This is a genomic window from Sinorhizobium sp. BJ1 (assembly GCF_002531555.1).
In the GTDB taxonomy this organism is placed as follows: domain Bacteria; phylum Pseudomonadota; class Alphaproteobacteria; order Rhizobiales; family Rhizobiaceae; genus Sinorhizobium; species Sinorhizobium fredii_B.
In genome coordinates this window covers 432,237-456,361 of record NZ_NWTH01000005.1, presented here as the reverse complement: position 1 = coordinate 456,361, position 24,125 = coordinate 432,237, and the positions used below count along the sequence as shown (strand labels likewise).

Below are 24,125 nucleotides of genomic sequence, written 5' to 3'. Positions count from 1 at the left end.
TGACAAAGTGTTGGCGAGAGGCGCTTTCGGCGCAGCGTCGCACCTCGGGCGAACGTCCTCTTCGTCCGGGGGGACCTGCGCGTCGGCCTGACGAGCACTTCCTAGTAGGCGAGACGCAACCCGCCGGGGCTAAGAACGTCGAAATCAGGTTCAGGATAGGGGCCGTACCATTGGGTGTAGGTTGTGTTGCCCGTTGCACCCGTCGAAGCGCATCCTGAAAGTGTGAGAAGCGTGATTGCAGTGACGGCGATCAGAGATTTGAGGGGCATGATGTTCTCCACTTCCGGGAGTTGCCGATATGCAATGATGCCAGTAGCTAAGTCTCTCTCAAATCACGCTCTTTGGCAAGCGAGGGCCGATGCCAGAAGTCCGTTTCGGTCCGTGTAAACGCCGTGCCACCAACCTCCAGGGGTCCGGCCGGCGTTCCTTTACTTTCGGGACAGGCGATCGCGGCAGGTGAGGCGCGAATGCAGTTTCTGGTGGTGTTCCGGCGAGGGAAATCCTGGTGGAGTCGAAGGGAGTCGAACCCTCGACCTCCGCAGTGCGATTGCGGCGCTCTCCCAACTGAGCTACGACCCCAGCAAACCAAAGTATATAGGCGGATTTCACCGCCTTCGCCAGTCCATCCTTGTGCCGGGACGACCGCATGTTTTCCTAAAGTTGGGGTCGAGAAGGGTACGCGCCGCGGCGCCCGCTTCTTCACGGGGTGAGGATTTGCTCGAGTGTCGCGGCATCCTCGAGAAAGGCGGCCGGGTCGTCATTGGCGACGAATTCCAGCATCGCAAATCGCCGCCCGATCCAGCGAGACCGCGGAAGGGCGGAGAGGATCGTGCGCCAGTAGTCGGCCGCCGACGCCAAGGGAAAGCGGTTACGCTCCCGGTCCCAGGCGAAGACGTGGACATGGGACACATGCTGACCGACCCGCGCGACCTCGGCGAGCGCCTCCTCGACCGCGAGCCCGGGCCGCGGCTGCCAATAGAGATAGACATTGTCGTGGGCGATCGCCTCGATCAGGCGGCATGCCGAATCGGTCGTGTCCGTCAGGGATTGCGGATGATATTCCAACGACACGGTCACCTCGTGCCGCGCGGCCTCGGCGCCCATGTCGCGGATCGCATCTGCCGCAGCGCGTCTCTCAGCGGCGTTGTAGTCCTTGGAATCGCGCCGGCGCGTGCCGGGCCAAATGCGGATATTCGAGGCTCCGAGCGCGGTCGCACTTTCAACTGCGCGCACGAATTCGGAAAGGTCGTCGGTCGGTGGCGCGACGTAGGAGCCGTAGGATGTCGTCAGTCCAGCCCTTTTGCTGAGGCGCCCGACAATCCGGGCTATGGATGTCTTCCCGGGAGGAACATGAGCATCCCCCGCCCATTCGGCTGCGGCAATCCGGGCTTCTCTGGCCAGCTCGACAATTCTGTCCGGGGGCAAGCTACGGAAGGTGACGGTGCAGAGGCCGGCTTCGAAATTGCTCATGCCATGCGCTCCAAGTCGCTCTTGTGGATCTCGAATAGCAGCGGCCGATCCTCAAGAAAACGCTCGATTTCATCGACAGCCATTTCGCCGAGACGTGTCCTTTCGAGGCCGACGGCGCCGGCGATGTGCGGGGTCAGGAAAACGTTCGGCAGATCATAAAGAGGCGACGCATCTTCCGGCACCTCGGGATCTGTGACGTCGATGACGGCGTTGATCGCGCCCGTCTTCAACCTGTCGATGAGCGCGGTTTGATCGACGAGCGCCCCCCGCGCCGTGTTGATCAGGGTTGCCCCGTCCATCATCAAGGACAGCCGCCGTGCGTCGATCATGTGCCTCGTCTCGGGCAGCGCCGGCGCATGCAGCGAGACGATGTCCGAGTTCGCCATCAACGTATCGAGTTCAACTTTTTCCCCACCGAGGCCGGAAGCGCATTCCTGCCCGACCAGCGGATCGTAGAGCAGCACCCGATAATCGAAGGGGCGAAGGAGGTCGATCACCCGTCTTCCGATCCGCGAGGCGCCCACTATGCCGATCGTGCGGCGATAGTTTCCAATCGCCTGTCCCTGCAGGATCAGGGTCCGCTGGCGTCCTCTGTCGGCGGCATAGAGATCGCGGAAGCGAAAGACCTGCTTGCCCGCAAAAATGATTGCCGCGAGCGTGAACTCTGCGACAGGCACGGCATTGGCCACGGCCGCATGGCTCACGGTTATTCCCGCATCAAACACAGTCGTGTCGATCAGGCCCTTGACCGTTCCTGCCGCATGGACAACGAGGCGAAGGCGGGGCGCCGACCGAAGAACGGCCGCATCGAAGCGTGGAGCGCCCCAGCCGGTTACCAGGATTTCCGCTTCGGCGAGCAACCGCTTCGACCGGCTGTCGCCGAACACAGTCATCGGTTGCGGATCGAGTATGCGCGCAAGACCGTCGACCCGCGCGAGAAGTTCCGGCGTCAGGACGTGTTCCGTCCTTTCGGGCTGCATCGCAAAAGCCAGCGCCGGGCGGGTCATGGCTTGCGCCCCGGCGCCTGCATGGCACTGACGGTCACGCCTTGCTCCGCGATGGCGCGCAACGCGGCGATGTCCGGGGCGGCGGGCGGAACGTCCCAGTCGCTCGTTACGGCCGAGATGTCGCGAACCGCCAGGACGGCACAGCGAAGAATCGTTTTGCCAGCGGGAATCGTAGCCCGCAGTTGCGGTATCAACGTCTTTGCGGCGATGAGGTTGGTATTTGGTGGCGCCTTCTGCGCCAGACCTTGGCGCGCGACCATCGAGCCGAGGTCGCGAATTCCGCTGAAATCCTCTTCCCCGATGGCATAGGCCTCGCCTGTCGACGCGGAAAGCGTGTCGGCCTCGAAGTCTCGTCTGGCGATGGCAAAGCCGCCTTCGGCTGTTTCAAGCGGCCTCGGAGTCGTGATCCGGTGCACTCGCACATGCCAGGGTGAGGCCGGCAGCAGCCATGTCTCAACGACAACATCCGGCCAGGGCAACCACCTGGAAAAGAGCACATTGCCATCAAGCCGCGCCTCTTCGTTGGTCTCGCGCACGCGGTAATGAATGCCGTCGTCACTGAAAGCCAGCATGGAATCGAAGGCCCCGCCGGCAAAGGCCCGTTCGTCGCTCTCGACGCTGAAGCCGTAGCGCGTCGAATAAGCGAATTTCGCATATTTTTCCGAGCCGAAGCGCATCTGCCGGTTCTCCTGGCCGGAGGAAAGCGCCACGACGTCACCCTTGCAAGGCATCATCACCATGCCCGGATGACGGAGCGCAACCGTTTCGGAGGGCGGTGAAGGAGGCGTTTCCGTGAAAGTCCAGAACGGATGGTCATTGTCCACTGCGAGCGGCAGGAAGGCCTTGAACGCCCAATAGGGCGAGCCCGCCGAATTGTAGTTTTCCGACATCAAGAGGTTCGGATAGCTGTAACCGATCGACAGCACGCCGTCCCTGTGCGTCATCGGCTTGTCGGCCCACCATCTGAGGTGGCGAACACAAAGCCCCTTGATCTCGCCCCAAGGCAGCGCCTCGAGATCGGCGAAGGCCAGCGCCGACCAGAAACCGGCGCAGGCGAAGCGATAGGTGAGGCTGCGGCCAAAGGGGACGGTTGCTCCATCCTCGGCGAACCAGTGACGAAAATCCTGAGCAAAGGCGAGGGCGCGCTCGCGATAGCGCTTGGCGTGGTCATCCTCGACGAGGCGCGAGTAGATGAGGCTATAGAAATGCATCGCGAAGGGGATGTAGTGATCGACGCGCGGCACATTGCCGTCCCGATACCACCCGTCCGCAATGTAGAAGCCATCGAGCTCGGAGAGATAGGCATTCGTCAGGCTGCGGTCGTATTCTACGCCCAGGCGATCGAGGGCGATGTCGACCAGGATGCGGAAGAACTTCCAATTGTTGTCGGCGTAGTCGAATTTCCGCGCATGCAGCAGATAGGCGACAAGATTGTCCCGCGCCCGGCCGTTCAGCGGGTCCCATAGTTTCTCCGGCACCAGGGCAAGCGCGAAGCCGAGGGCGGCGAGTTCGACCATGCGCTGGTCGCGGTTGTTCACCTTGCCCCAGAATTCCGGATGGTTCGGATCGGTGCCGTTGGCGATGCCTTCGGCATAACGGTGCCAATGGGGGAAATCGCCGCCACCGGCGGCAAACGGCGCAAGGCCCCACAGAGGCCTCGCGAACCCCTCGAGATCGGCAGCGGCCCGATCGAAGTGGGCGGCCGCAGCGTCAAGGCGCACGCGCGCATTTCCCTCGGAAAAATAAGGCAACAGCGGATCGAAGAGGCCCAGCAGGGCGCGCTGCATGTCGCTGCGCGTTTCGAGTGGATTGGTGGCGAGCGGATTGGCACTGGCGGGATCATAGGTCATGGGCGCTGTCTCTGGTCCAAGCTTCCGCCGGGCACAGGGATCACCGCGTGAGACACATGCCGGGCGGGCGCCTCCCGATGATGGAGACGGAAATGCATCATGCCGATCGCCTCGCGACCAAGGGCGACGCGGTCGACACGCATCGTCGCAAGCCGGGGATTGGCCATCTCGGCGCAAGGCAGGTCGTCGAAACCGATGACGGCGAAATCCTCGGGCACGCGCCGGCCGATCTCCGTGACCGCCTCGAGAACGCCAACGGCGATAAAGTCGTTCATGCAGAACGCGGCGGAAAATCCGCCGTCCTCCGCGAGCGCGGCGAGCGTTGCCGCATGCGCCTCGACGCTGGAATTGCTCTCGAACGGCAGGCGGATGACGCGCGCTTCGCCCCCATCAACCGCGGCGACTGCCGCCTCGAAGCCGCGAACGCGCTCGCGGATCGTGTGCCGATGCGATCCGGTCAGGTGCAGTATGCGGCGATGGCCTGCATCGATTAACCGCTGCGTCGCCGCGTAGGCGCCGAAGAAGTTCGCGGGCGAGACACCGTCGAAACGCATCTGCACATCGGTGCCATTGACCAGAATGACAGGGGTGCCACTGTCCTCGAGCCATTTGCAAAGGACATCGGCCGGATCGATCCCCACCAGGAAGAGCCCTTCTGCGCCGACGGCCTGGAGGTGCTCGCGCACAATTTCCGGCGTCGCTTTCGCCTCCCGGACAAGGCGAATATCGAACGGCATGCCCAATTTGGCCGCCTCGGAACGTAGGCCCTCGACGATGCCCTCATAGAAGACGCTGAGCCCTCCGGTCACGCCATTGCTCGCAATCAGAGCCAGTGCTCCCGGAACCGAAGGCGCCTTTATCGGATAGCCGAGGTCGCTCGCAACCTGGAGGATCTGCCGGCGAACGTCCTCGCTGATGCCCGGTTCGTTCGCAAGGACGCGCGAGACGGTAGAAATGGAGACCCCGGCGCGGGTTGCAATGTCCGCTTGCCGGAGCCGTTTGGAAGATGTGTCTGTCATATCGCAAACATCGCGCAATCTATGCAAATTTGCAAGATTAAAACAAATTCTTGCAAAAGGTAGTTTCTTGCATAAGCTTGCCCGACTTGGTTCCGCCCCGCGCTGGAGGAGAGCGCGAGGCAACGACAGGAGGAGAACGGCATGCTACTCAATCGACGCACATTCCTGCTCGGGTCGGCAGGCACGGCCGCCGCCGGCATCGCGCTCGGGGCAAACTCACCCTTCGCGGCCGAAAACGTGCAGCTACGCGCCATGTGGTGGGGATCCAATGATCGCTCGAAGCGAACGCTGAGCGTTGCCAAGCTGTTCCAGGAGAAGAACCCGGACATATCGGTTGTCGGCGAGAGCCTCAGCGGCGACGGATACTGGACCAAACTCGCCACCCAGATGGCCGGCCGCGCGATCGCCGACGTTTTCCAGCTCGAGCCGAGTACGATTTCCGACTATTCCAAGCGCGGCGCCTGCCTCGCCCTCGACCCGTTCATCCCATCGACATTGGACGTCGATGCCTTCGGCAAGGATGTGCTGAAGCTGACGACGGTGGATGGCAAACTCTGGGGCGTCGGGCTCGGCCTCAACTCCTTCGCATTGTTCTATGACGCCGACGCCTTCGCGAAAGCAGGAATCACGCCTCCCGGGGTTGATACGACCTGGTCCGAATATGCCGACATTGCGATCGAGATGACCAAAGCCGCCGGCAAGAAGAACGTGTGGGGCGGGCCATACGGAGCCCGCTATGCCTATGTCTTCGACGCATGGCTCAGGCAACGCGGAAGCAGCCTCTACACGGAGAGCGGCCTCGGTTTCGGCGTCGATGAAGCCAAGGAGTGGTATGCCTATTGGGAGGATCTGCGCAAGCGCGGCGGTACCGTCGGCGCCGATATCCAGACGCTCGATCAGAACACCATTGACACCAATTGCCTGTCGCTCGGCTACTCGGCCATGGGCATGGCCTATTCCAACCAGATGGTCGGCTATCAGCTCATCATGAAGAGCAAGCTCGGCATCGGCATGTTGCCGCGCGCCGAAAAGGGCGGACCTTCCGGCCACTATTATCGCCCGGCCTTGATCTGGAGCATCGGCGCGACGACCAAGCATGGCGAGGAAGCCGCGAAGTTCATCAATTTCTTCGTCAACGACCCGGAAGCCGGCAAGATCCTCGGCGTCGAGCGCGGCGTGCCGATGTCGCGCAAGGTGCGCGAGGCAATCCTGCCGTCGCTCAACCCGACGGAAACGGAAACAGTAAAATACATCAACGCGCTGAAGGACCAGGTGGGCAGCTATCCGGCGCCCGCACCGCTCGGCTCGACGGAGTTCGACCAGCGGGTGCTTCGCCCGATCGCCGACGAACTGGCCTTCGAACGCGTTTCGATCGCGGACGCGGCGACCCGCTTGGTCGAGGAGGGCAAGGCTACGGTTCGCGCCGGCTGACACCCAATTAGCAGATAGTCGCGGCGGATCGGGGCGGTCGCTCCGACCGCCACGCCTACAGCTCGCTCACTGTTCGCCGACAGTTTCCCTCCAGCCTGACAGCCACTCGTTGAAGGCAACCGATGCCGGGGTCCCCGCGGCGATCGAGATCTCGTAGGCTCCGACGATCGGATTAACGCCGGGGCACAAAGCGACCAGCTGTCCCTCCCGCAACGCTCGTTCGATCAGCGCGGGGCTCGCCTGGCCTATGCCGAGGCCGGATATGCAGGCGTCGATTGACGCTTCGTCGGTGTCGAAGGCGATGCTGCCCCCACGCGGTTTGAACGCCATCTGTGCTGCGCCGCACCAGCGTTGCCATGACCAGGCATCCGCCGTGTCGAGCAGGAGCGGCAGATCGAGGAGGTCCTGCGGCTGGACATGGGACCCCGATCCGCTGATCAGCAGCGGCGAACAGACGGCAATCGACCTGTCGAGCAAGAAGGCGGACGGGAAGTCGGCTTCCGCCGTACCGCGCCTATAGGTGATGACCACGTCGGGCACACCGGTCGCACCGAGTGCCAGCGACTCGATGATGAGATCGACGTTCGGATTTTCATGACGGTACGAGCCGAGCCGCGGGATCAGCCAGCGCCGTGCCAACGTTATCGGCGCCTGTATGACCAATCGCGCCCGATCGGGCTGCAGCGCGCGCGTACCGTTTTCGATCGTCGCGAGGGCGGCGCTGACATGGGTCAGGTATTGCCGCCCGATTTCCGTCAGCGAAATCGCATTGTGGCTCCGATGAAAGAGCAAGACACCGAGCGCGTCTTCCAGCGCCTTGATTTGTCGGCTGATCGCGCCCGGGGTGAGGTTCATCTCGCGTGCGGTGAGTGTCAGACTGCCAGTGCGCGCGGCGCTCGCGAAGGCCGGCAGGGTCGCAAGCGGAGGTAGTTTGAAGCGCTGCGTTTGAGAATTTCTCATGCCGGACTGAAAATCTTTCGCTTGCAATTAACTTGACCATGACTATCCAGATTCCGGCCTGACAGCAACGGATATCTGAAAGTCGCCAGCTTTGAAGACCGTACAGGAGATCGCGCAGCCTTCTCGCGCCGCATGTGAGCCGCAGGGGCCAGATTGCGCGTCACGCAAGCGCCGCCCCTTTGACCGAGTGTCCGTTTCTGAACCCAAGAATTTCTCATCCGGAGAGACCGTCATGTTTCCGAGCCTCACCACTTTCAAAAATTCGGCCGTACTCGGCCGCCTTTTTGCTGCAAGCCTCGCACTCTCCGCTTGTATCGCGGCCCCATCGCACGCCGACGACGCCTTCAACGTCATTGACGACCGCGGTGTCGCCGTCGCCGTCCCGGTACAACCGAAGCGAATCGCTTCGGTTTCTTATTTCGCCGCAGATGTTGCGCTGGCGCTCGGCATCAAGCCGGTCGCCGCCACCTATATGGTCGAGGGCAGGAGCCCTGATTTTCTCGGTGGCCATCTCGACGGGGTGAAGCAGATCGGTCAGCGAGCGACGCCCAATCTCGAGCTTCTCGCAGAGGCGAAGCCGGACGTCACGGTTGCCATCCGCCGCTATACGGAGGGCAACGCCGATCAGTACCAGAAGATCGCGCCTTATCTTGCCTACAGCCTCGAGCTCTTCGCCGATAGCGACCGGACCATCGGCCAACTCGCAACCATCCTAGGCGATACCAAGCGCGGGCAGGAGTTGAACGCCGAGTTCAAGGCCGATCTCGCGTCGTTCGGCGAAAAGGCGCCGAAGGACAAGCATCCGCGCTTCGTGGTGATGTGGGGCGGCGATACCCCATGGGTTTTCCGTTCGGAAAACATGACGGCAGCGATCCTCGTCGCCCTCGGCGCGGAAAACATTGCCGGACAAAACCCGACCCCGTCGGTACCGGACAACTGGGGCATGGAGATGAGCCTCGAAGCCATGCTGGAGAAGGACCCGGAAGCCATCTTCGTCTATGACTACGGTCCGGATCGTCCGCATGAAAACAACCCGATCTGGCAGCAGCTCTCGGCCGTCAGGAATGGACGGGTCCACTATGTCGGCGATCACTGGGTCGAGGCGCATGGGCCGATTGCTCGCGAGATGGTTCTGCGCGAGGCAGCCCATTTCCTCTATCCGGACGTTTTTCCGGCCATCGATGTCAAGGTCGAGGCCCGCAAGATCATCCCGCGACAGTGAATTGATCAGTCGATGGCCGCGAAAGCGGCCGGGCCAAACCGGATATGCCTGCCGTGCCGCTTTCCCGTCCCACCTTCCGCCAGGCGCGCCGCATCGGCGCGCTCGCTATGCCACTGTCCGCAGTGCAATTGGCCCAGGTCGCCATTTCCACCACGGACATGATCATGCTGGGCTGGGTGGGCGGCTCGGCGCTAGCCGCCGGGGCGCTCGGCTTTACGCTGTTCAATCTGCTGCGCACGATGGGGTTCGGGCTCATCGTCGGCACGTCGAACCTTGTTGCTGAAGAAAGTCGTGTCGGCATGTTCCGCGCGCATCTCCTCGCGGGACTTGCCATCGCCACCGGTGCGGCCGTCATCGGCGCGCTGGCTTTGATTGCAGGCGGCTTTCTTCTTCACGGGTTCGGACAGGACGAGAATGTCGCAGAACTTGCAGCGCGCTATCTGCTCTTCGTGGCCCCCGGGCCTGTTCCCCCTGTTCTGGTTCTACGCCTACCGTGGCGTGGTCGTTGGTGGCCGGCGCGCCACTCTGTTGCTCTCGATCACCCTGGGCACGGTTGTGGTAAACGCGGTGCTTGACTACGGCTTTCTGTTTGGCGCGTTCGGATTGCCCTTCCTCGGTGTCCCCGGCGTCGCCGCGTCGAGCTCCATTTCCTATTTGGTGCAGTTCCTCGCAATCGCTTCGATGACCCACGGAACGACCCGTTTCATCAGGGAAAAATCCGCAGCCGAGATCGGTTCGTCAGTAAGGCGAATTCTGAAGATCGGAATGCCCACCGCGGGATCCTATGCCTCCGAAGCGGGGTTCACGACGCTCATTGTCCTGATGGCAGGCACTTACGGGGCGGCGGCGCTTGCGGCGCACGCGGCCGTCAACCAGATCATCTATGTCGTCTTCATGCTGTCGATCGGCCTTTCGCACGCCACATCCATCGGCGTCAGCGAAGCGATCGGCGCGCGCGACGGCTTGTCTGCGCTCGCTGCCGGTCGCAGCGGCCTCTGTCTAGGGCTTTCGATCGTGTCGGCCTTTTCAGTCCTGTTGCTGCTTTTCCCATCCGAGGCCTTGGCTCTCTTTTCCATAACGCCGCAGGGCGACCCTCGTCTGCATCAAATCGCAACCGGGCTTCTGTTCGCAGCGGCGTTTTTTCAGGTTTTCGATTTCCTGCAGAACATCGCCATCGGAGCGGTCCGGGGTATCGGCCGCGCGGGGCAGGGGTTCTGGATCACGATCGGAAGCTACTGGATCGTTGGAGCTCCGACAGCATGGCTGGTGGGCTATCATGTCTACCCAGGCATCTTGGGAGTCTGGATCGGCATGGGCGTAGGACTGGCCGCGGCAGCGGCGGGCATGGTGTTCCTGTTCGAGCGGGGCGTTATTCCCACTACCGCCGCGGAACCAGCCCGATGAAAGACATTTCCCGCTCGGCTCTTTTGACAGTGATCATCTCGGCAATAACCTTTGCCGTCGCGATGCTCGGCCTGCTGATCGGCGCAAAGCCGATGACGCTTGCACAGGCCTTGACGGCGGTCGCTTCGCCCAATGATGGGACCGATGGCATCATCGTCTGGACCCTTCGCATGCCGCGCAGCATCGCCGCTTTTCTCGCTGGCGGCGCGCTCGCCGTTTCCGGATTTCTGCTCCAGTCGATCACCAGGAACCCGCTGGCGGCCCCCGACCTGACCGGCGTTTCATCGGGCGCCGTCGCCGCGATCGTCAGCACCTTCGTCTTCTTTCCGGCCATATCGTCGTTCTACTACCCGGCGATCGGCATGGCCGGCGGACTCGCGGCTGCCTCGATGACGATCTGGGTTGCGCGCGGCGCTCGGGCGTCGCCGCTCCATATGGCCCTCGGAGGCATCACCGTTGCCTTGTTCCTCAACGCGGTCACGACCTACGTGCTCCTCAGGGGCGGCCCGCAATCCCCCTCGGTGCTGTTTTGGCTGTCGGGAGGCTTGCAGGGCAGGTCCTGGCCGCAGATCGTCTACATGTTGCCTTGGATAGTTTCCAGTCTTGCGGTGGCGCTCGCCAGTCACCGGGTCATCGGCGTGTTGATGCTCGGAGACGAAGCCGCTGCCGGCTTGGGTGTCAATCTGTCGGTCTGGAAGCCGGTGCTGTTGCTCGCAGCGATCGGGCTCGTGGCCGGCGTCACGCCGGTCGCGGGACCAGTCGCCTTTGTGGGCCTTGCGGCGCCGCATCTCGTGCGGCTCCTGCGTCCGCAGGACAGCTTCTCGTCGATCCTGCTCAATATCGCCATCGGCGGCGGCCTGCTCCTGACAGCCGATGTGGTGGCACGCTCGGTTGCGGCGCCGCGCGAAATTCCGGTCAGCATACTCACTGCGCTGATCGGTGGTCCGATCTTCATCTATCTGGCGCAGCGTCGCGACATCTCGATCGGCAAGGGAGCAATCGAATGACTGTTGCTCCCGTCTCCGATGCAAATCGTTTCGGCAGCAGGGAGATCGCCGGCCTGATCGCGGGCGCTTTCGGCCTCATCATTCTTTCCGTCTTCTTGGGCGTCGTGGATCTGCCCGCTGCGGAGATCATGGCGGTCCTGACCGGGCAGGGGTCGGATCAAGGAAACCTCATCATTGCCACGATCCGTATCCCGAGGATCGTCACCGGCATTCTCGCGGGCATGCACTTCGCCGTTGCCGGCATGTTGCTGCAAACGATCACCCGCAATCCGCTTGCAGATCCGACGATCATGGGAATTTCACAAGGCGCGACGGTCGCGGTGACGATCTTCCTGTTCTTTGCCGTCTACCGCCTGAACTCGGATTCCAACACGCTTTACGCCTTGCCCGTCGGCTGGCTGCCACTCATAGGATGCGCAGGCGGGCTCCTCGGGGGCGCCCTGATCTATGCCCTGGCGCTCGGCAAAGGTTTGAGCGCCTTGAGGCTGACGCTCTGCGGCATTGCGATTGGGGCCTTCCTGCATGCGATCGCCATGGGCATCGTGGTTGGCTGGGGCAGCGCCCGCATCGAGATTGTCATGCAGTGGCTTTCCGGCAGTCTCTATGCCCGAGGCTGGGAGCATGTGCTGTTTCTCCTGCCGTTCACAATCGCGGGACTGTTGGCTCTTCCCTTTGTGCAGCGCCCACTCGCCATGCTCCAGTTCGAGGAGGATGCGGCCCGCTCCTTCGGTCTATCCTATCGCCTGTGGTTCAGCCTTGTTCTTGCGGTTGCCTGCATGCTGGCGGCAAGTGCGGTCGGTGCCGTCGGCCCGCTGATCTTCGTTGGACTTGTGGTGCCGCACATGGCGCGCTTCGTCGCTGGCCGGCATTTCCATCTCGTTCTGCCGCTCTCCGCGCTCGTCGGTGCGGTGCTGGTGACGGCTGCCGATCTCGCTGGACGCCTGGTCGGTGGCCCGGAGGAAATCCCCATCGGTGTCGTCACCGCCTTTGCCGGTGCGCCCATTCTCCTAACTCTGTTGCGACGTCACCAGTGAGGCCCGCCATGCTCCTGTCCGCCAGAAACATCACGGTTCGGTATGGCGAACTGACCGCTCTCAACGATTTTTCCATCGATGTTGCTCCCGGCGAAATCATCGCGCTCATCGGGCCGAACGGTTCCGGCAAAAGCACAGCCCTCCATGCCCTTGCCGGTCTCAACCGACCGTCATTGGGAAGCGCGATGATCGAGGGCCGTGGCGTAGGCCAGTGGAAGAGACGGGAGCTGGCGAAAAGATTGTCCTTCCTGCCGCAGGCGCCGCTGTCGCCGGAGAACATGACGGTCGAACAGCTCGTGCGGCAGGGGCGCTTCGCCCATCTGGGCCTCTTCGGAGGCTTCTCCTCCCGAGATCAGCAGGCGGTCTCGTGGGCATTGAAGCAGACGGGATTGGGCGAACTCGCTGAGCGGCGCCTCGATGCGATATCTGGCGGGGAAAGACAACGCGCCTGGATCGCTGCCGCCCTCGCGCAGGAAGCGAGGATACTCCTTCTCGATGAACCGACATCCTTCCTCGATATCGGTCATCAGGTCGAGGTTCTCGAGCTGGTTTGCCGGCTCGCGCGAGAACGCCAAGTGGCGGTCGTCCTCTCCATCCACGACCTCAATCATGCGATGGCGATCGCTGACAGGATCGTTCTCATGACGAGAGGCGAGGTGCGATTCACCGGCGATGCAACCGCACTTGCGCGAAGCGGACTGATCCAGGAGGCCTTCCAGGTCGAGGGTGAATTCATGCTTGCGCCCGCTGACGGTAGGCCACCCCATTTCCAGGTCCGAATCGCGGCCCGGAATGATTCAGCGGCTGCTGCGTGAGAACGGTCTCGGTCGTCCGGCCGCTCAGGCCTGGAGGCGGGTAAGGAATTGGGCGAATACCATCGTGCCTTCCGGCCATGGCCCGTGGCCGGATTCGGTATTGATGTGGCCCGCCTCGCCGGCGTCGATGAGCATCGATCCCCAGGCATTGGCGATGTCGCCCGCCTGCTCGTAGGAGCCGAAGGAATCGTTGCGGCTGGCGATCACAAGTGATGGAAAGGGCAGCGGGTCGCGCGGATAGGGCCCGAAGGTCATCAGATGCTTCGGGCGGATACTCGGATTGGCGACGTCGGGCGGGGCGACAAGAAAGGCGCCCGCAATCTTCTTCTTGCAATGCGGGAGCGCATGAACGGCAGTGGCGACGCCCAGCGAGTGGGCGATGATCACCACCGGCCTCGTTGCGGCATTGATTTCTTCGATCATCCGCGCCACCCAATCCTCGCGCACCGGCTTCGACCATTCCGCCTGCACGACTCGGCGCGCGGTCGACAGCTTCCGCTCCCAACGGCTTTGCCAATGGTCCGGTCCGGAATTGGTATAGCCCGGAACGATGAGGATATGCGCTTCTGAAACCTTCATGATCGCCGCGATTTGGCGACGAAAAGAGCCGAAGTCAAGGCACAGGCGACAAGGGTTGCATTTTCTGTATAATCCGAGATGGCGGTCGCGGTTCGCATCGGCCATCTTCTTGCCGCCGCTGCGGATCCATGGCTGCTCTGGTTCGTTGAGGAGTGTGAGCCATGACAACCTTCCATGTCCTCTCGGGGGCGAACGAAAGCGCCGTTCATCCCGAGATACGAAAGATTGGCATTGCAGATGTGTTCGACGCGCTGCGTCTCGGGTTCGATGATTTCCGCGAGAAGCCGTCGCATTATGTTTTTCTGTGTCTCATCTATCCTATCGCCGGCGTCGTGCTGATGACCTGGAGCGCGGGGGCGAACATGCTGCCGTTGCTCTATCCGCTCGCATCCGGCTTTGCCCTCATCGGGCCTGTCGCGGCCATCGGTCTTTATGAGATCAGCCGGCGCCGCGAACTCGGCATGGACGCGTCTTGGCCGCATGCGCTGCGGTTGCACCGCAATCCGGCAATTCCGTCGATCCTGGCGGTGGCGGCCCTGTTGTTCGTCATTTTTGTCGTCTGGCTCCTGGTCGCCCAGGGCCTCTATGTAACGATGTTCGGCGCAACGCCGCCGAACTCCATCGCCGAATTCTGGAATGGCATCATCGGCACGGAGCAGGGCTGGAACCTGATCCTCATCGGCAATGCGGTTGGGTTTGTTTTCGCGGTGATCGTGCTGTCGATCAGCGTCATCTCTTTCCCGCTGCTGCTAGACAGGGATGTCGGCGCCTTTACGGCGATCGAGACCTCGGTAAGAGCAACCCTCGCCAATCCGGTGCCGGTCGCCTTGTGGGGGCTGATCATCGCGGTCGGCCTGGTGATCGGGTCGATCCCGGTCTTTGTTGGTCTAGCAGTTATCATGCCGATCTTCGGCCACGCCACCTGGCATCTCTATCGGAAATTGGTGGAGCCGGCCCAGCCGATCCACTAGTGCATGTTGCCCAAAAGTGCGCAGCGGTTTTGGGGCTACGACATGCATAAACAAGAACCTAAAGCAGGACGGCCGGCCATTGCCGGCCGTCGGCTTACCGGAAAAATTTATAGTAGGACGAGATTTGCGCGGCCGTGTTCGATGACAGCTTGAGCTTGATGCCGATCCTGTCGCCGCGGCACCACCGCACCATGCCGGTGAGGAAGCCTAGCTCCTCGCTGCGGATCGTCACTTCCTGCCCCGTCCGGGCGCCGATATCGAACAGCAGCTGAAAGCAAATTCCTTCGTCGGAAAGATCCTTCACGACGCCCTTGCAAGAGCCGGTCTTGCAACTGACCGTCCCGGTTATTTTCGTGTCAGTGCGGGCGGATGCGCGCTGAACGCTCTCCTTATGCGCCATAGCTTCCTCGAAACCTGATTGTTAGAACGTTCAGATTCCATGCGAGCGCTGAAGGGTCCGCTAATAAAATCGCCCGCATTTGAAGCGAGCGATCAAATGCGGGTCGATTCCGCGCCTAGCTTTCGAGTGGCACTCGGAGAGTGCGGTCAGACCGCGCCGAACACCCGTCGGAAAATCGTGTCGACGTGCTTGGTGTGATAGCCGAGATCGAATTTCTCGCGGATGTCCTCTTCGGAGAGCGCCGCGCGGACTTCCTGGTCGGCCAGCAGTTCCTCCAGGAAATCCTTGCCTTCTTCCCACACCTTCATGGCATTCCGCTGCACGAGGCGGTAGGCGTCCTCGCGAGAAACGCCGGCCTGGGTGAGGGCGAGAAGCACCCGCTGCGAATGAACAAGCCCGCGGAACTTGTTCATGTTCTTCATCATGTTCTCGGGATAGACGAGGAGCTTGTCGACGACGCCGGTCAGCCGCGCCAGGGCGAAATCGAGCGTCACCGTCGCGTCCGGTCCGATCATCCGTTCGACCGAGGAATGCGAAATATCGCGCTCGTGCCAGAGAGCAACGTTTTCCATCGCCGGAACGACGAAGGCGCGAACCATGCGGGCCAGGCCCGTCAGATTTTCGGTCAGCACCGGATTGCGCTTGTGCGGCATGGCCGAGGAGCCCTTCTGTCCGGGCGAGAAATATTCCTCCGCCTCCAGCACCTCGGTGCGCTGCAGATGGCGGATTTCCGTCGCGAGACGCTCGATCGAGGACGCGATGACGCCGAGGGTGGCGAAGTACATGGCATGGCGGTCGCGCGGGATCACCTGCGTGGAGACTGGCTCCGGCTTCAGGCCTAGCGCCTTCGCGACATGTTCCTCGACGCGCGGATCAATGTTGGCGAAGGTCCCGACGGCACCGGAAATCGCGCAGGTCGCGATCTCCTCGCGGGCGGCGAGAAGGCGCTCTTTGCAGCGGTCGAATTCCGCATAGGCGAGCGCCAGTTTGACGCCGAAAGTGGTGGGCTCCGCATGGATGCCGTGCGAGCGGCCGATTGTCACCGTATCCTTGTGTTCGAAGGCGCGGCGCTTCAGCGCCTCGAGCAGCCTGTCGAGGTCGGCGAGCAGGAGATCCGTGGCACGGACGAGCTGCACGTTGAAGCAGGTGTCGAGCACGTCGGACGAGGTCATGCCCTGATGCACGAAGCGGCTGTCCGGGCCGACGAATTCGGCAAGATGGGTGAGGAAGGCGATGACGTCGTGCTTGGTGACCGCTTCGATTTCGTCGATGCGCGCCACATCGAACTCAGCCGCGCCGCCCTTTTCCCAGATGGTCTTGGCCGCTCCCTTGGGGATCACACCGATTTCGGCCAGCGCGTCGCAGGCGTGCGCCTCGATCTCGAACCAGATGCGGAACTTCGTTTCCGGCGACCAGATGGCCACCATTTCCGGCCGGGAGTAACGGGGGATCATAGGCTCTGTGCTTTCATTCAGTGGAGGATGGCGTGCCATCTATCAAAGATGCGACGGAAGCTCAACGTTATTGCGGACGCGCCAGCCCCAGGCTCGCCAACAGAAGAGCGACAGCCCCGAGGGGCAGGTATAGCCTGACGCCTAGCACCAGAAACTGGTAATAAGCGGAAAGCGACGTGAACAGTGCCTGGTACAACCAGACGCGCGAGCCGGTCGCCGCATGCCACTGCGAATAGAAGAGCCGATAATCGAGCGCGAAGAGCAGCGCCGTCACCCCGATGGTGCCGGCGATCAGGCACAGGAGATAGGCCGCGAATCGCGTTTCGATGGTGCGATCCTGCGCCAGGCAGCGGCCCGCGAAAAGCGAGAGCGGCCAGGCGATGAGGCCGCCCGAGGCGTAGAGCAGCAGGATGCTTTCGAGGTGGAATGTTGCGTCATGCTCGCGCAGCCAGAGCGCGTACCAGGCCGAAAACGCCATCGCCAGCCCCCAAGCGGGCGCACCGATGAATGTTTCCCGCCATGACGGAATGGCACGAAGCATGCGCGCCCGTGTCGGGCGATTGGCAGGAGCGAACCCGCTCGGGCGGGCCTCTTTCATCGTCCGGGCCAGGTCGGAACCGCGATCCAGCGCCCGTCGGTTGTGCCTTCGAAACCAAGGGATTTGACCAGAACCATAACGACATGCACTTGCGAGCCGTCATCATTGATGTGAGTCACCACCCCGCCGATGCGGTAGCCGGTCGGGCAGTGACGGCTTTCCGGAATGCGGGCATCGTCCTGCAGCACCTCGGACACGGGTTGCCCGGCATTCTCCGCCATAACGAGACGAAAGCCTTTGATCGCTTTCTGGAGATCCTTGCAGATGCCCTGAGCCTCGAAGGTCTTTTCTTCGAGTTTGAGCTCAAAAGTCTTTCGAAAAGGCGGGTCGGCCGCAAAAGCATCGTATCTCAGCCTGTGCTCCGCCGCATCTGCCTCGGTCACCGGGTTGTAGGCGGCAAGCAATCCAGGCGTATCGAGAAGACGGTAGGCGTCGATCAGCGGCGCCGCCCGCTGACGTGCGTTGCGGCGAGCCTCGGGCAGGGCACCGCCATCCTCCTCGACGCGGGCGCGCACGGGGGCGCCTGGGAGAAAAGTGTCGGTCTGCGTGTCGAGGACGTATATCGTCGAATACGGAAAGCCGGAGCCGTCCTGAATGCCATATTCCTCGAAGCCGAAGACCTTGCCGTCCGAAGAAAAGCCGATCGGCTGAAAACTGGCATAGTCGCCGGCGAGCGCGGGCGGCGCGGCAAGCGCCGTCGCGATCAGGGCTGCAGTCGCGATTGCCGCCCGCAAGCTCATCAGCGGCCCTTCTCGGCCGGCGTGCGGATCGCTTCGATGGCGGTGCGGTAGGCCTCGACGGAGCCGCCCTTGAAAATGGCCGAGCCGGCCACCAGCACGTTGGCGCCCGCCCGAGTGACGACGCCAGCGGTTTCGGGCGTGATGCCGCCGTCCACCTCGATCTCGATCGGCCGGTCGCCGACCATTGCCTTGATGCGGCGGATTTTTTCTTCCATCGCGTAGATGAATTTCTGCCCGCCGAAGCCGGGATTGACCGTCATCACCAGGATGAGATCGACGCTGTCCAGGACATATTCGAGTGCGCTTTCGGGCGTAGCCGGATTGAGCGAGACGCCGGCCTTTTTGCCGAGCGCCTTCACGGTCTGCAAGGAACGGTGCAAATGCGGGCCCGCTTCGGCATGGACGGTGAGGATATCGCAGCCGGCCTTGGCGAAGGCTTCGAGAAAGGGGTCGGCCGGCGCGATCATCAGGTGGCAATCGAACGTCGCGTCCGTGTAGGGGCGCAGCGACTTGATCACATCGGGGCCGAAGGTGATGTTCGGCACGAAATGGCCGTCCATGACGTCGAGGTGGATCCAATCGGCGCCGGCATCCACGACATCGCGGACCTCCTGGCCGAGTTTGGAGAAGTTGGCCGCCAGAATTGATGGGGCAATGCGAGTGGGGTGGGTCATGAACAGCCTCCGGTCTTTCCCGCGCCCATAGCATTCCGCGACCGGGCGAACAACATGCGAGGGCGGGCCTCGGTTATTCTGGCGGTGCCGACCAGGCCGGCTTGAAATCGCCCGCGGCCGCCGTCGCATCGTGGACGCCACGCGCGATCGCCCGTGCCATTGTTGCCGCCGCCGCGGCGCTGAGATCGATGAAATCCTCCAGAAGGGGTTGCTTGCCGCTCGCACCCGTCGCGAGCGCAAACACAAGATCGCCGTCGAGCGGTGTGTGGGATGGCCACAGCGCGCGGGAGAAGCCGTCATGGGCGGCAATCGCCAGGCGCTTCGCCTCGGCCTTCGAGAGAACCGCGTCGGTGGCGATGACCGCAATGGTCGTGTTGGCGGTTGCCGCCTTCGGCTCGCGGAACTTGAGCCGCGGCTGCGCCGCATCTTGCGGCCAGGGCGAAGGCATCCCGATCCCGCCGAACTCGCCATCCATTTCAAAGGGTGCGGCCCAGAAATGCCGCGTGTCGCCGATCGTGGCCGAGCCGAGCGCGTTGACGGCGACGAGTGCGCCGACGGTGATGCCGTTTGCAAGGATCGTCGAGGCGGAACCGAGGCCGCCCTTGAGGGTTGCCGTCAGTGCCCCTGTCCCGGCTCCGGCGCTGCCGGTCGTGAAGGTCTCGGCCGCAGCGCGTGCAGCCTCATAGCCGAGTTCGCGATAGGGCGAAAATTGCCCCCAATCCTTCTCGCCGCCGTTCGTCAGATCGAAGAGGATTGCCGCCGGAACGATCGGAATCCGATGGGGGCCGACGGGAAAGCCGCGGCCCAGTTCGCGAAGTGCCGCCTGCACGCCCGAGGCCGCATCTAAGCCAAAGGCCGAGCCGCCCGATAGCACGATCGCGTCTACGGTCTGGACCGTATTGTGCGGAGCGAGGAGGTCGGTTTCGCGCGTTCCCGGTGCGCCCCCCAGAACCTGGACCGCAGCCGTGGCGGGCGGATCGCAAAGCACCGCCGTCACGCCGGATTTCAGGCGGTGATCCTCGGCATTGCCGACTAGGACCCCCGCCACATCGGTGATCAGGTTGTTCCGTCCCTTGCGCATCATTGCGCCTTGCCTGCATCCGGGGCGGCCACGAAGCGGCCGTCCTGCCATCGCATCAGCCTATAGGAACTCTCGGCCCGTTCATGTGTGCTGTTGAAGTGGATCGGCCCGAGGACAGTTGCATAGGGCCCTTTCAGCAGAGCATCCAGGACAACTTTGTCATCGTTCTCCGCTTGATCTTTCGCCTGCTCGAGAAGCGACATCGCCGCGAAGGCGGGGAGGACGTAACCGTCTGGTTCAATGCCGGCGGCGCGCATTGCCGCGACGACCGGTGCGGCTTCGCTCGACCGGGCCGGATCGGCAATGGTGACGGCCAGCACGCCATTCTCGAGCGGCACGTCAAGATCCGCGGCATTCAGCGTATCGCCGCCAAGCAATGTTATCGGAATATTCTCCGACTTGGCGTCGCGGGCGATTACCGCGGTGTCGTTGCGGTCGCCGCCGGTGAACACATGCGTTGCGCCGCTTTTCGCCAAGCGTCGAACGAGGCTCACCTGCTGTTCCTGCGACGGGCGGTAGGTGTCGGTGAAAACCGGGGTGATGCCGATCTCGGCAAGAGCGTTGCGCACGCTTTCGACAAGTTCGCGGCTGTGGATCGTTCCGTCGTCGATGAGCGCGAGCGGCCTGTCTCTCCAGTTCGTGACGATAGCATCGGTGATCGCCGCGGCTTCCGCTTTGCCGTTCGGCGCCAGGCGAAAGAGCGGCCACTTCTTCTTGAGAGCGTCCTCCATGAGAATATCCGAGCGCACGCTGAGCGTGATTGCGGGAATGCCAGCCTCGGCGAGGGCCGGCAGCGCCGCTTCCAGGCTCTCGGTGCAGAGAAAGCCGATTGCAGCCTCAGCACCGCTGGCAAGCAGCGCCTTCGTCAGGGCCTCGCCGCCTGCCGGATCGCAGCTTTCCGCGATGGGGACGATTTCGCTCCCCCGATCACCTGCCTGGAAGGCGGCGCCATCGGTAATCTGTTTCCCGAGGGCGGCGAACGGGCCGTCGGCAGGAGCGACGACGGCAACCTTCAGTCCGGCGCCAAGCGCCGGGGAGGTCAGCGTCAGTCCGGCGACAAAAAGGGTCGTACCAATTGATTTCAGCATGTTTTTTCCCGTACCGCACGCCATGTTTTAAGGAAGTGGCACAACTCGTCAAAGGAAAAGATCGGGCTGAGACCCACGATCACCCTGTCTGCGTCATCCGCGTGCGCGCATCGGCAAGAATCTCGGGCGCCCTAGTTTCATATTTTCGGCGACAGTCTATGTATGTGCGAAATACCGATCCGGAGCGTGATGTGTTGGAGAAGACCCGGCTGGACCCGATAAGCTATCGCGATACGATGAGCCGCCTGTCTCATCACGTGCAGTTGATCACCGCTGCGGATGATATCGAGCGGCGCGGGGTCACCATCACCGCCTCTTGTTCGGTGTCGGACGATCCTCCGACAATTCTCGCTTGCCTCAATGCTGCAAATCCTCGCAACGATATCTTCTCCCGCAGCGGCGGCTTTGCACTGAACATCCTCGGTGGGCAGCATGTCGCCCTCGCGCACGCCTTCTCCGGACGCGACCAGCTCGATATGGACCGCCGGTTTGCGCTCGGCCGCTGGACGCGGCTTGCTACCGGAGCGCCGATTCTCGCCGACGCCATTGCCGCCTTCGATTGCCGTCTGATCGAAGTGAAGATCATGGCCACCCACGCGATCCTCTTCGGCGAAGTGGTCGATGTGCACATCGGCGAAAAGACACCACCGCTCATTTATGTGGACCGGGGATATCGCACGCTATAATTTTCCTCGACCGAGGAGGGAACATGGCGACACTTGAGACAGGCAGGATGCCCCAGTCCATCGACGAGACGATGGCGCTGCTGGAGGCTGAGAACTACCTCGCCGGGACTGCCCTCGCGACGGTTCTCTTTCTTGCACTCAGAATGAAGCGCCCACTGTTCCTCGAAGGAGAGGCGGGTGTCGGCAAGACCGAGATCGCCAAGGTGCTCGCCCGTTCGCTCGATCGACCGCTGATCCGGCTGCAGTGCTACGAGGGGCTCGACGTCGCATCCGCCGTCTATGAATGGAACTACCCGGCGCAAATGCTGGAAATCCGCCTCGCGGAGGCCGCCGGCATGGTCGACCGGCAAAGGGTGGAAAGCGACATCTTCTCGGAACGGTTCCTCATCCGCCGCCCCGTGCTTCAGGCGATTTCGGCGAGTGTCGGCCGTGCGCCGGTGTTTCTCATCGACGAGCTCGACCGTACCGACGAGGCTTTCGAGGCCTTTCTGCTGGAGGTGCTTTCCGACTTCCAGGTGACAATTCCCGAGCTTGGAACGATCCGGGCGGACGAGCCGCCGATCGTCATCATCACCACCAACCGTACGCGCGAAATTCACGACGCCTTGAAGCGCCGCTGCCTCTATCATTGGGTCGACTACCCCAATGCGGCGCAGGAGCTAGAGATTATCCGGCGCAAGGTGCCGGGCTGCAACGCGGCCCTTTCCCGGGAGATCGTCGCCTATGTCCAGAGACTCCGGACGGTCGATCTCTTCAAGAACCCGGGCGTCGCGGAGACGATCGATTGGGCGACGGCGCTGACCGAGCTCGATACGCTGGCGCTCGATCCGGAGAGGCTGGCCGGTACGCTCGGCACCCTCCTCAAATATCAGGATGACATTGCCCGGATAGACGGCGCGGAGGGGCGTAGGTTGCTTGAAGAGGTCAAGCGCGAACTCACGGCACAGGGCTGACACCATGACCGGCGAGCCTGATGCCGCGAGAGACGACCGGCGCCCGGAGGAGAGCGGGCAGTTTGCCGACAACATCGTCTTCTTCGCCCGGGCGCTGCGACGAGCCGGCATGAGGATCGGTCCAACCGCGATTGCGGATGCCATCGAGGCGGTCGGCGCAATCGGCATCGGATCGCGCCGCCAGTTCTACGCCGCGCTTCAATGCACGCTGGTGAAGAGGCATGAGGACCAGCCGCTCTTTGATGAAGCGTTCCGGCTGTTCTGGCGCAAGCGCGATCTCGTCCGGAAGATGATCGCGCTGTTGTCGCCCGTCGCTCCGGCAGGTGGGAGAGAAGATCGACGGCGGCGCGCCGGCGAGGCACGCCTCAGCGAAGCGCTCCTCAGCGGACGGGACGACGCCCGGCCGCCCCGTGAGGAACAGGAGATCGAAATCGACGCGCGCTATACCGCGTCGGGTCGGGAGATCTTTCGCAAGGCGGATTTTGCGCAGATGACTGCAGCAGAGATCGCTGAGGCACGAAGGGCGATGTCATCGCTGCTCTTGCCGTTCGATCGGGTGAAGACGCGGCGCTTCCGTTCTTCCCGTCGGCCGGCCCGGATCGACCCGCGGGCCACCATGCGCGATGCCATGCGGTACGGTGGCGAGTTCATCATGCCACGTTTCCGGGAATCTCGCCTCAGGCACCCGCCGCTCGTCGTTCTTGCGGATATTTCAGGTTCGATGACACAGTACACGCGGGTGTTCCTGCATTTTCTGCATGCCCTGACAGAGCAGCGGCACCGCGTGCAGACCTTTCTCTTCGGCACGAGGCTGACGAATGTCACCCGCCAAATGCGCAACCGCGATCCCGACGAGGCACTCGACGAATGCGTGGCGGCGGTCAGGGACTGGTCGGGCGGCACGCGCATCGGCGAAACGCTGCACGAGTTCAATCGTCGATGGTCTCGGCGCGTCCTTGGGCAGGGAGCCATTGTCCTGTTGATCACCGATGGCCTCGAGCGCGACGACACGGCGCAGCTCGAGGTCGAGATGGACCGCCTGCATCGCTCCTGCCGCCGGTTGATCTGGCTCAATCCGTTGCTCCGCTTCGAGGGCTTCGAGGCACGGGCGCGCGGTGTCAGGGCGATGCTGCCGCATGTCGATGAATTTCGCACTGTGCACAATCTGAAATCCGTCGCCGAACTGGTGAAGTCCCTGTCGGGCGAAAAGAGCCGCGATGCGGACCCAAGACGCTTTCTTTTGGCGTGAGCGCGCGCCGGCGCACGCCACTTGAAGCAGCACGACGATGTGGGTTGAATCACGCCTTGATCGTCATGATCTAAGAAGGACGAGCGGGAGTGCCCCAATATGACGAACGAAGCGAACATCCGCGATCCGCTGGAGATTGCGGAGGCATGGCATGGGCAAGGCCGCGCCGTGGCACTGGCAACGGTCATAGAGACCTGGGGTTCGGCGCCACGCCCGGTCGGCAGCCATCTGGTGATTGACGGCGAAGGGAACTTCGAAGGATCTGTTTCGGGGGGCTGCGTCGAAGGTGCCGTCGTCGGCGAAGCGGCCGATGTAATCGTGTCGGGTGTCCCCAGGATCCTCGAATTCGGGGTCGCTGACGAAACAGCATGGCGTGTCGGCCTTTCCTGCGGCGGGCGAATCCGTGTCTATCTCGAGCGAATTGACGGCTAAG

The 24,125-nt window shown here is 62.7% G+C and carries 26 protein-coding genes and 1 tRNA gene; 12 read left to right on the top strand and 15 right to left on the bottom strand.

Translation table 11 applies throughout. From position 1 onward, the window contains the following. Positions 1 to 101: 101 nt before the first annotated feature. From CO676_RS35190 to CO676_RS10600, 6 genes are all read right to left on the bottom strand, one after another. Positions 102 to 269, bottom strand: a complete 168-nt coding sequence (locus CO676_RS35190) for a hypothetical protein (protein ID WP_014764444.1) — start codon at positions 267 to 269, stop codon at positions 102 to 104. 234 nt (positions 270 to 503) lie between these two features. Continuing rightward, a tRNA-Ala gene (locus tag CO676_RS10620) sits at positions 504 to 579 on the bottom strand. Positions 580 to 699: 120 nt separating this feature from the next. Next, positions 700 to 1,470, bottom strand: a complete 771-nt coding sequence (locus tag CO676_RS10615; RefSeq protein ID WP_097520793.1) for a TIM barrel protein — start codon at positions 1,468 to 1,470, stop codon at positions 700 to 702. Beyond that, positions 1,467 to 2,477 (bottom strand): hydroxyacid dehydrogenase, encoded by a 1,011-nt coding sequence (locus tag CO676_RS10610; RefSeq protein WP_014764445.1) that lies wholly within the window; start codon positions 2,475 to 2,477, stop codon positions 1,467 to 1,469. Before CO676_RS10610 ends, CO676_RS10615 begins: the two co-directional genes overlap by 4 nt. Further along, positions 2,474 to 4,327, bottom strand: coding sequence for a DUF2264 domain-containing protein (locus tag CO676_RS10605; protein WP_097520791.1), 1,854 nt, complete (start codon positions 4,325 to 4,327; stop codon positions 2,474 to 2,476). The genes CO676_RS10610 and CO676_RS10605 overlap by 4 nt, the downstream gene beginning before the upstream one ends. Then, positions 4,324 to 5,346 carry a LacI family DNA-binding transcriptional regulator gene (locus CO676_RS10600; protein WP_014764447.1) on the bottom strand — a complete coding sequence of 341 codons (1,023 nt, stop codon included), beginning with the start codon at positions 5,344 to 5,346 and terminating at the stop codon, positions 4,324 to 4,326. Before CO676_RS10600 ends, CO676_RS10605 begins: the two co-directional genes overlap by 4 nt. A gap of 141 nt (positions 5,347 to 5,487) precedes the next feature. Between CO676_RS10600 and CO676_RS10595 the strand changes: the two genes are divergently transcribed. Next, complete coding sequence (locus CO676_RS10595) at positions 5,488 to 6,777, top strand: ABC transporter substrate-binding protein (protein ID WP_014764448.1); 1,290 nt, start codon at positions 5,488 to 5,490, stop codon at positions 6,775 to 6,777. A 66-nt stretch (positions 6,778 to 6,843) separates the two neighbouring features. On the opposite strand, the gene CO676_RS10590 is transcribed toward CO676_RS10595, so the two are convergent. After that, positions 6,844 to 7,737: a LysR substrate-binding domain-containing protein gene (locus CO676_RS10590; RefSeq protein ID WP_014764449.1), complete on the bottom strand. Its 894-nt coding sequence runs from the start codon at positions 7,735 to 7,737 to the stop codon at positions 6,844 to 6,846. Positions 7,738 to 7,969: 232 nt separating this feature from the next. Here CO676_RS10590 and CO676_RS10585 point away from each other — a divergent pair, with 232 nt between their 5' ends. The 6 genes from CO676_RS10585 (at position 7,970) to CO676_RS10565 (ending at position 13,219) form a co-directional block, all read left to right on the top strand. Continuing rightward, the gene (locus tag CO676_RS10585; protein ID WP_097520789.1) at positions 7,970 to 8,959 is read left to right on the top strand and encodes an ABC transporter substrate-binding protein; all 990 of its coding nucleotides are present in this window, start codon (positions 7,970 to 7,972) and stop codon (positions 8,957 to 8,959) included. 44 nt (positions 8,960 to 9,003) lie between these two features. Then, a complete protein-coding gene (locus tag CO676_RS35995) occupies positions 9,004 to 9,534 on the top strand; it encodes an MATE family efflux transporter (RefSeq protein WP_245424292.1) in 531 nt (176 codons plus the stop codon). 106 nt (positions 9,535 to 9,640) lie between these two features. After that, positions 9,641 to 10,363, top strand: coding sequence for an MATE family efflux transporter (locus tag CO676_RS35990; RefSeq protein ID WP_348628062.1), 723 nt, complete (start codon positions 9,641 to 9,643; stop codon positions 10,361 to 10,363). Then, a complete protein-coding gene (locus CO676_RS10575) occupies positions 10,360 to 11,370 on the top strand; it encodes an iron ABC transporter permease (RefSeq protein ID WP_097520787.1) in 1,011 nt (336 codons plus the stop codon). The genes CO676_RS35990 and CO676_RS10575 overlap by 4 nt, the downstream gene beginning before the upstream one ends. Beyond that, the gene (locus CO676_RS10570) at positions 11,367 to 12,404 is read left to right on the top strand and encodes an iron ABC transporter permease (protein WP_097520785.1); all 1,038 of its coding nucleotides are present in this window, start codon (positions 11,367 to 11,369) and stop codon (positions 12,402 to 12,404) included. Before CO676_RS10575 ends, CO676_RS10570 begins: the two co-directional genes overlap by 4 nt. Positions 12,405 to 12,412: 8 nt before the next feature. Continuing rightward, the gene (locus CO676_RS10565) at positions 12,413 to 13,219 is read left to right on the top strand and encodes an ABC transporter ATP-binding protein (RefSeq protein WP_097520783.1); all 807 of its coding nucleotides are present in this window, start codon (positions 12,413 to 12,415) and stop codon (positions 13,217 to 13,219) included. A gap of 24 nt (positions 13,220 to 13,243) precedes the next feature. On the opposite strand, the gene CO676_RS10560 is transcribed toward CO676_RS10565, so the two are convergent. Then, complete coding sequence (locus CO676_RS10560; protein WP_097520853.1) at positions 13,244 to 13,798, bottom strand: alpha/beta hydrolase; 555 nt, start codon at positions 13,796 to 13,798, stop codon at positions 13,244 to 13,246. A 161-nt stretch (positions 13,799 to 13,959) separates the two neighbouring features. Here CO676_RS10560 and CO676_RS10555 point away from each other — a divergent pair, with 161 nt between their 5' ends. After that, positions 13,960 to 14,769, top strand: a complete 810-nt coding sequence (locus CO676_RS10555; protein ID WP_014764456.1) for a DUF2189 domain-containing protein — start codon at positions 13,960 to 13,962, stop codon at positions 14,767 to 14,769. A gap of 94 nt (positions 14,770 to 14,863) precedes the next feature. Here the strand turns inward: CO676_RS10555 and CO676_RS10550 are convergent, their stop codons facing one another. The 7 genes from CO676_RS10550 to CO676_RS10520 form a co-directional block, all read right to left on the bottom strand. Then, a complete protein-coding gene (locus CO676_RS10550) occupies positions 14,864 to 15,169 on the bottom strand; it encodes a PilZ domain-containing protein (RefSeq protein ID WP_097520781.1) in 306 nt (101 codons plus the stop codon). Between the two features lie 146 nt (positions 15,170 to 15,315). Further along, complete coding sequence (purB, locus tag CO676_RS10545; RefSeq protein ID WP_097520779.1) at positions 15,316 to 16,623, bottom strand: adenylosuccinate lyase; 1,308 nt, start codon at positions 16,621 to 16,623, stop codon at positions 15,316 to 15,318. 67 nt (positions 16,624 to 16,690) lie between these two features. After that, entirely contained in the window at positions 16,691 to 17,221 is a 531-nt protein-coding gene (locus CO676_RS10540; protein WP_179875444.1) for a hypothetical protein, read from the bottom strand. Then, entirely contained in the window at positions 17,218 to 17,961 is a 744-nt protein-coding gene (locus CO676_RS10535) for a DUF2259 domain-containing protein (protein WP_097520775.1), read from the bottom strand. Before CO676_RS10535 ends, CO676_RS10540 begins: the two co-directional genes overlap by 4 nt. Continuing rightward, entirely contained in the window at positions 17,961 to 18,635 is a 675-nt protein-coding gene (gene rpe / locus CO676_RS10530) for a ribulose-phosphate 3-epimerase (protein WP_097520773.1), read from the bottom strand. The genes CO676_RS10535 and rpe overlap by 1 nt, the downstream gene beginning before the upstream one ends. A gap of 73 nt (positions 18,636 to 18,708) precedes the next feature. Continuing rightward, positions 18,709 to 19,719 (bottom strand): P1 family peptidase, encoded by a 1,011-nt coding sequence (locus CO676_RS10525; protein ID WP_179875443.1) that lies wholly within the window; start codon positions 19,717 to 19,719, stop codon positions 18,709 to 18,711. Further along, a complete protein-coding gene (locus CO676_RS10520) occupies positions 19,716 to 20,804 on the bottom strand; it encodes a branched-chain amino acid ABC transporter substrate-binding protein (RefSeq protein ID WP_097520771.1) in 1,089 nt (362 codons plus the stop codon). Before CO676_RS10520 ends, CO676_RS10525 begins: the two co-directional genes overlap by 4 nt. Before the next feature lie 158 nt (positions 20,805 to 20,962). Between CO676_RS10520 and CO676_RS10515 the strand changes: the two genes are divergently transcribed. The 4 genes from CO676_RS10515 (at position 20,963) to CO676_RS10500 (ending at position 24,124) form a co-directional block, all read left to right on the top strand. Next, positions 20,963 to 21,490 (top strand): flavin reductase family protein, encoded by a 528-nt coding sequence (locus tag CO676_RS10515; RefSeq protein ID WP_097520769.1) that lies wholly within the window; start codon positions 20,963 to 20,965, stop codon positions 21,488 to 21,490. Positions 21,491 to 21,513: 23 nt separating this feature from the next. Further along, positions 21,514 to 22,443: a MoxR family ATPase gene (locus CO676_RS10510; RefSeq protein ID WP_097520767.1), complete on the top strand. Its 930-nt coding sequence runs from the start codon at positions 21,514 to 21,516 to the stop codon at positions 22,441 to 22,443. 4 nt (positions 22,444 to 22,447) lie between these two features. After that, positions 22,448 to 23,692 carry a VWA domain-containing protein gene (locus tag CO676_RS10505; protein ID WP_097520766.1) on the top strand — a complete coding sequence of 415 codons (1,245 nt, stop codon included), beginning with the start codon at positions 22,448 to 22,450 and terminating at the stop codon, positions 23,690 to 23,692. A gap of 99 nt (positions 23,693 to 23,791) precedes the next feature. Further along, positions 23,792 to 24,124, top strand: coding sequence for an XdhC family protein (locus CO676_RS10500; RefSeq protein ID WP_097520764.1), 333 nt, complete (start codon positions 23,792 to 23,794; stop codon positions 24,122 to 24,124). The last annotated feature ends 1 nt before the right edge of the window (position 24,125 follow it).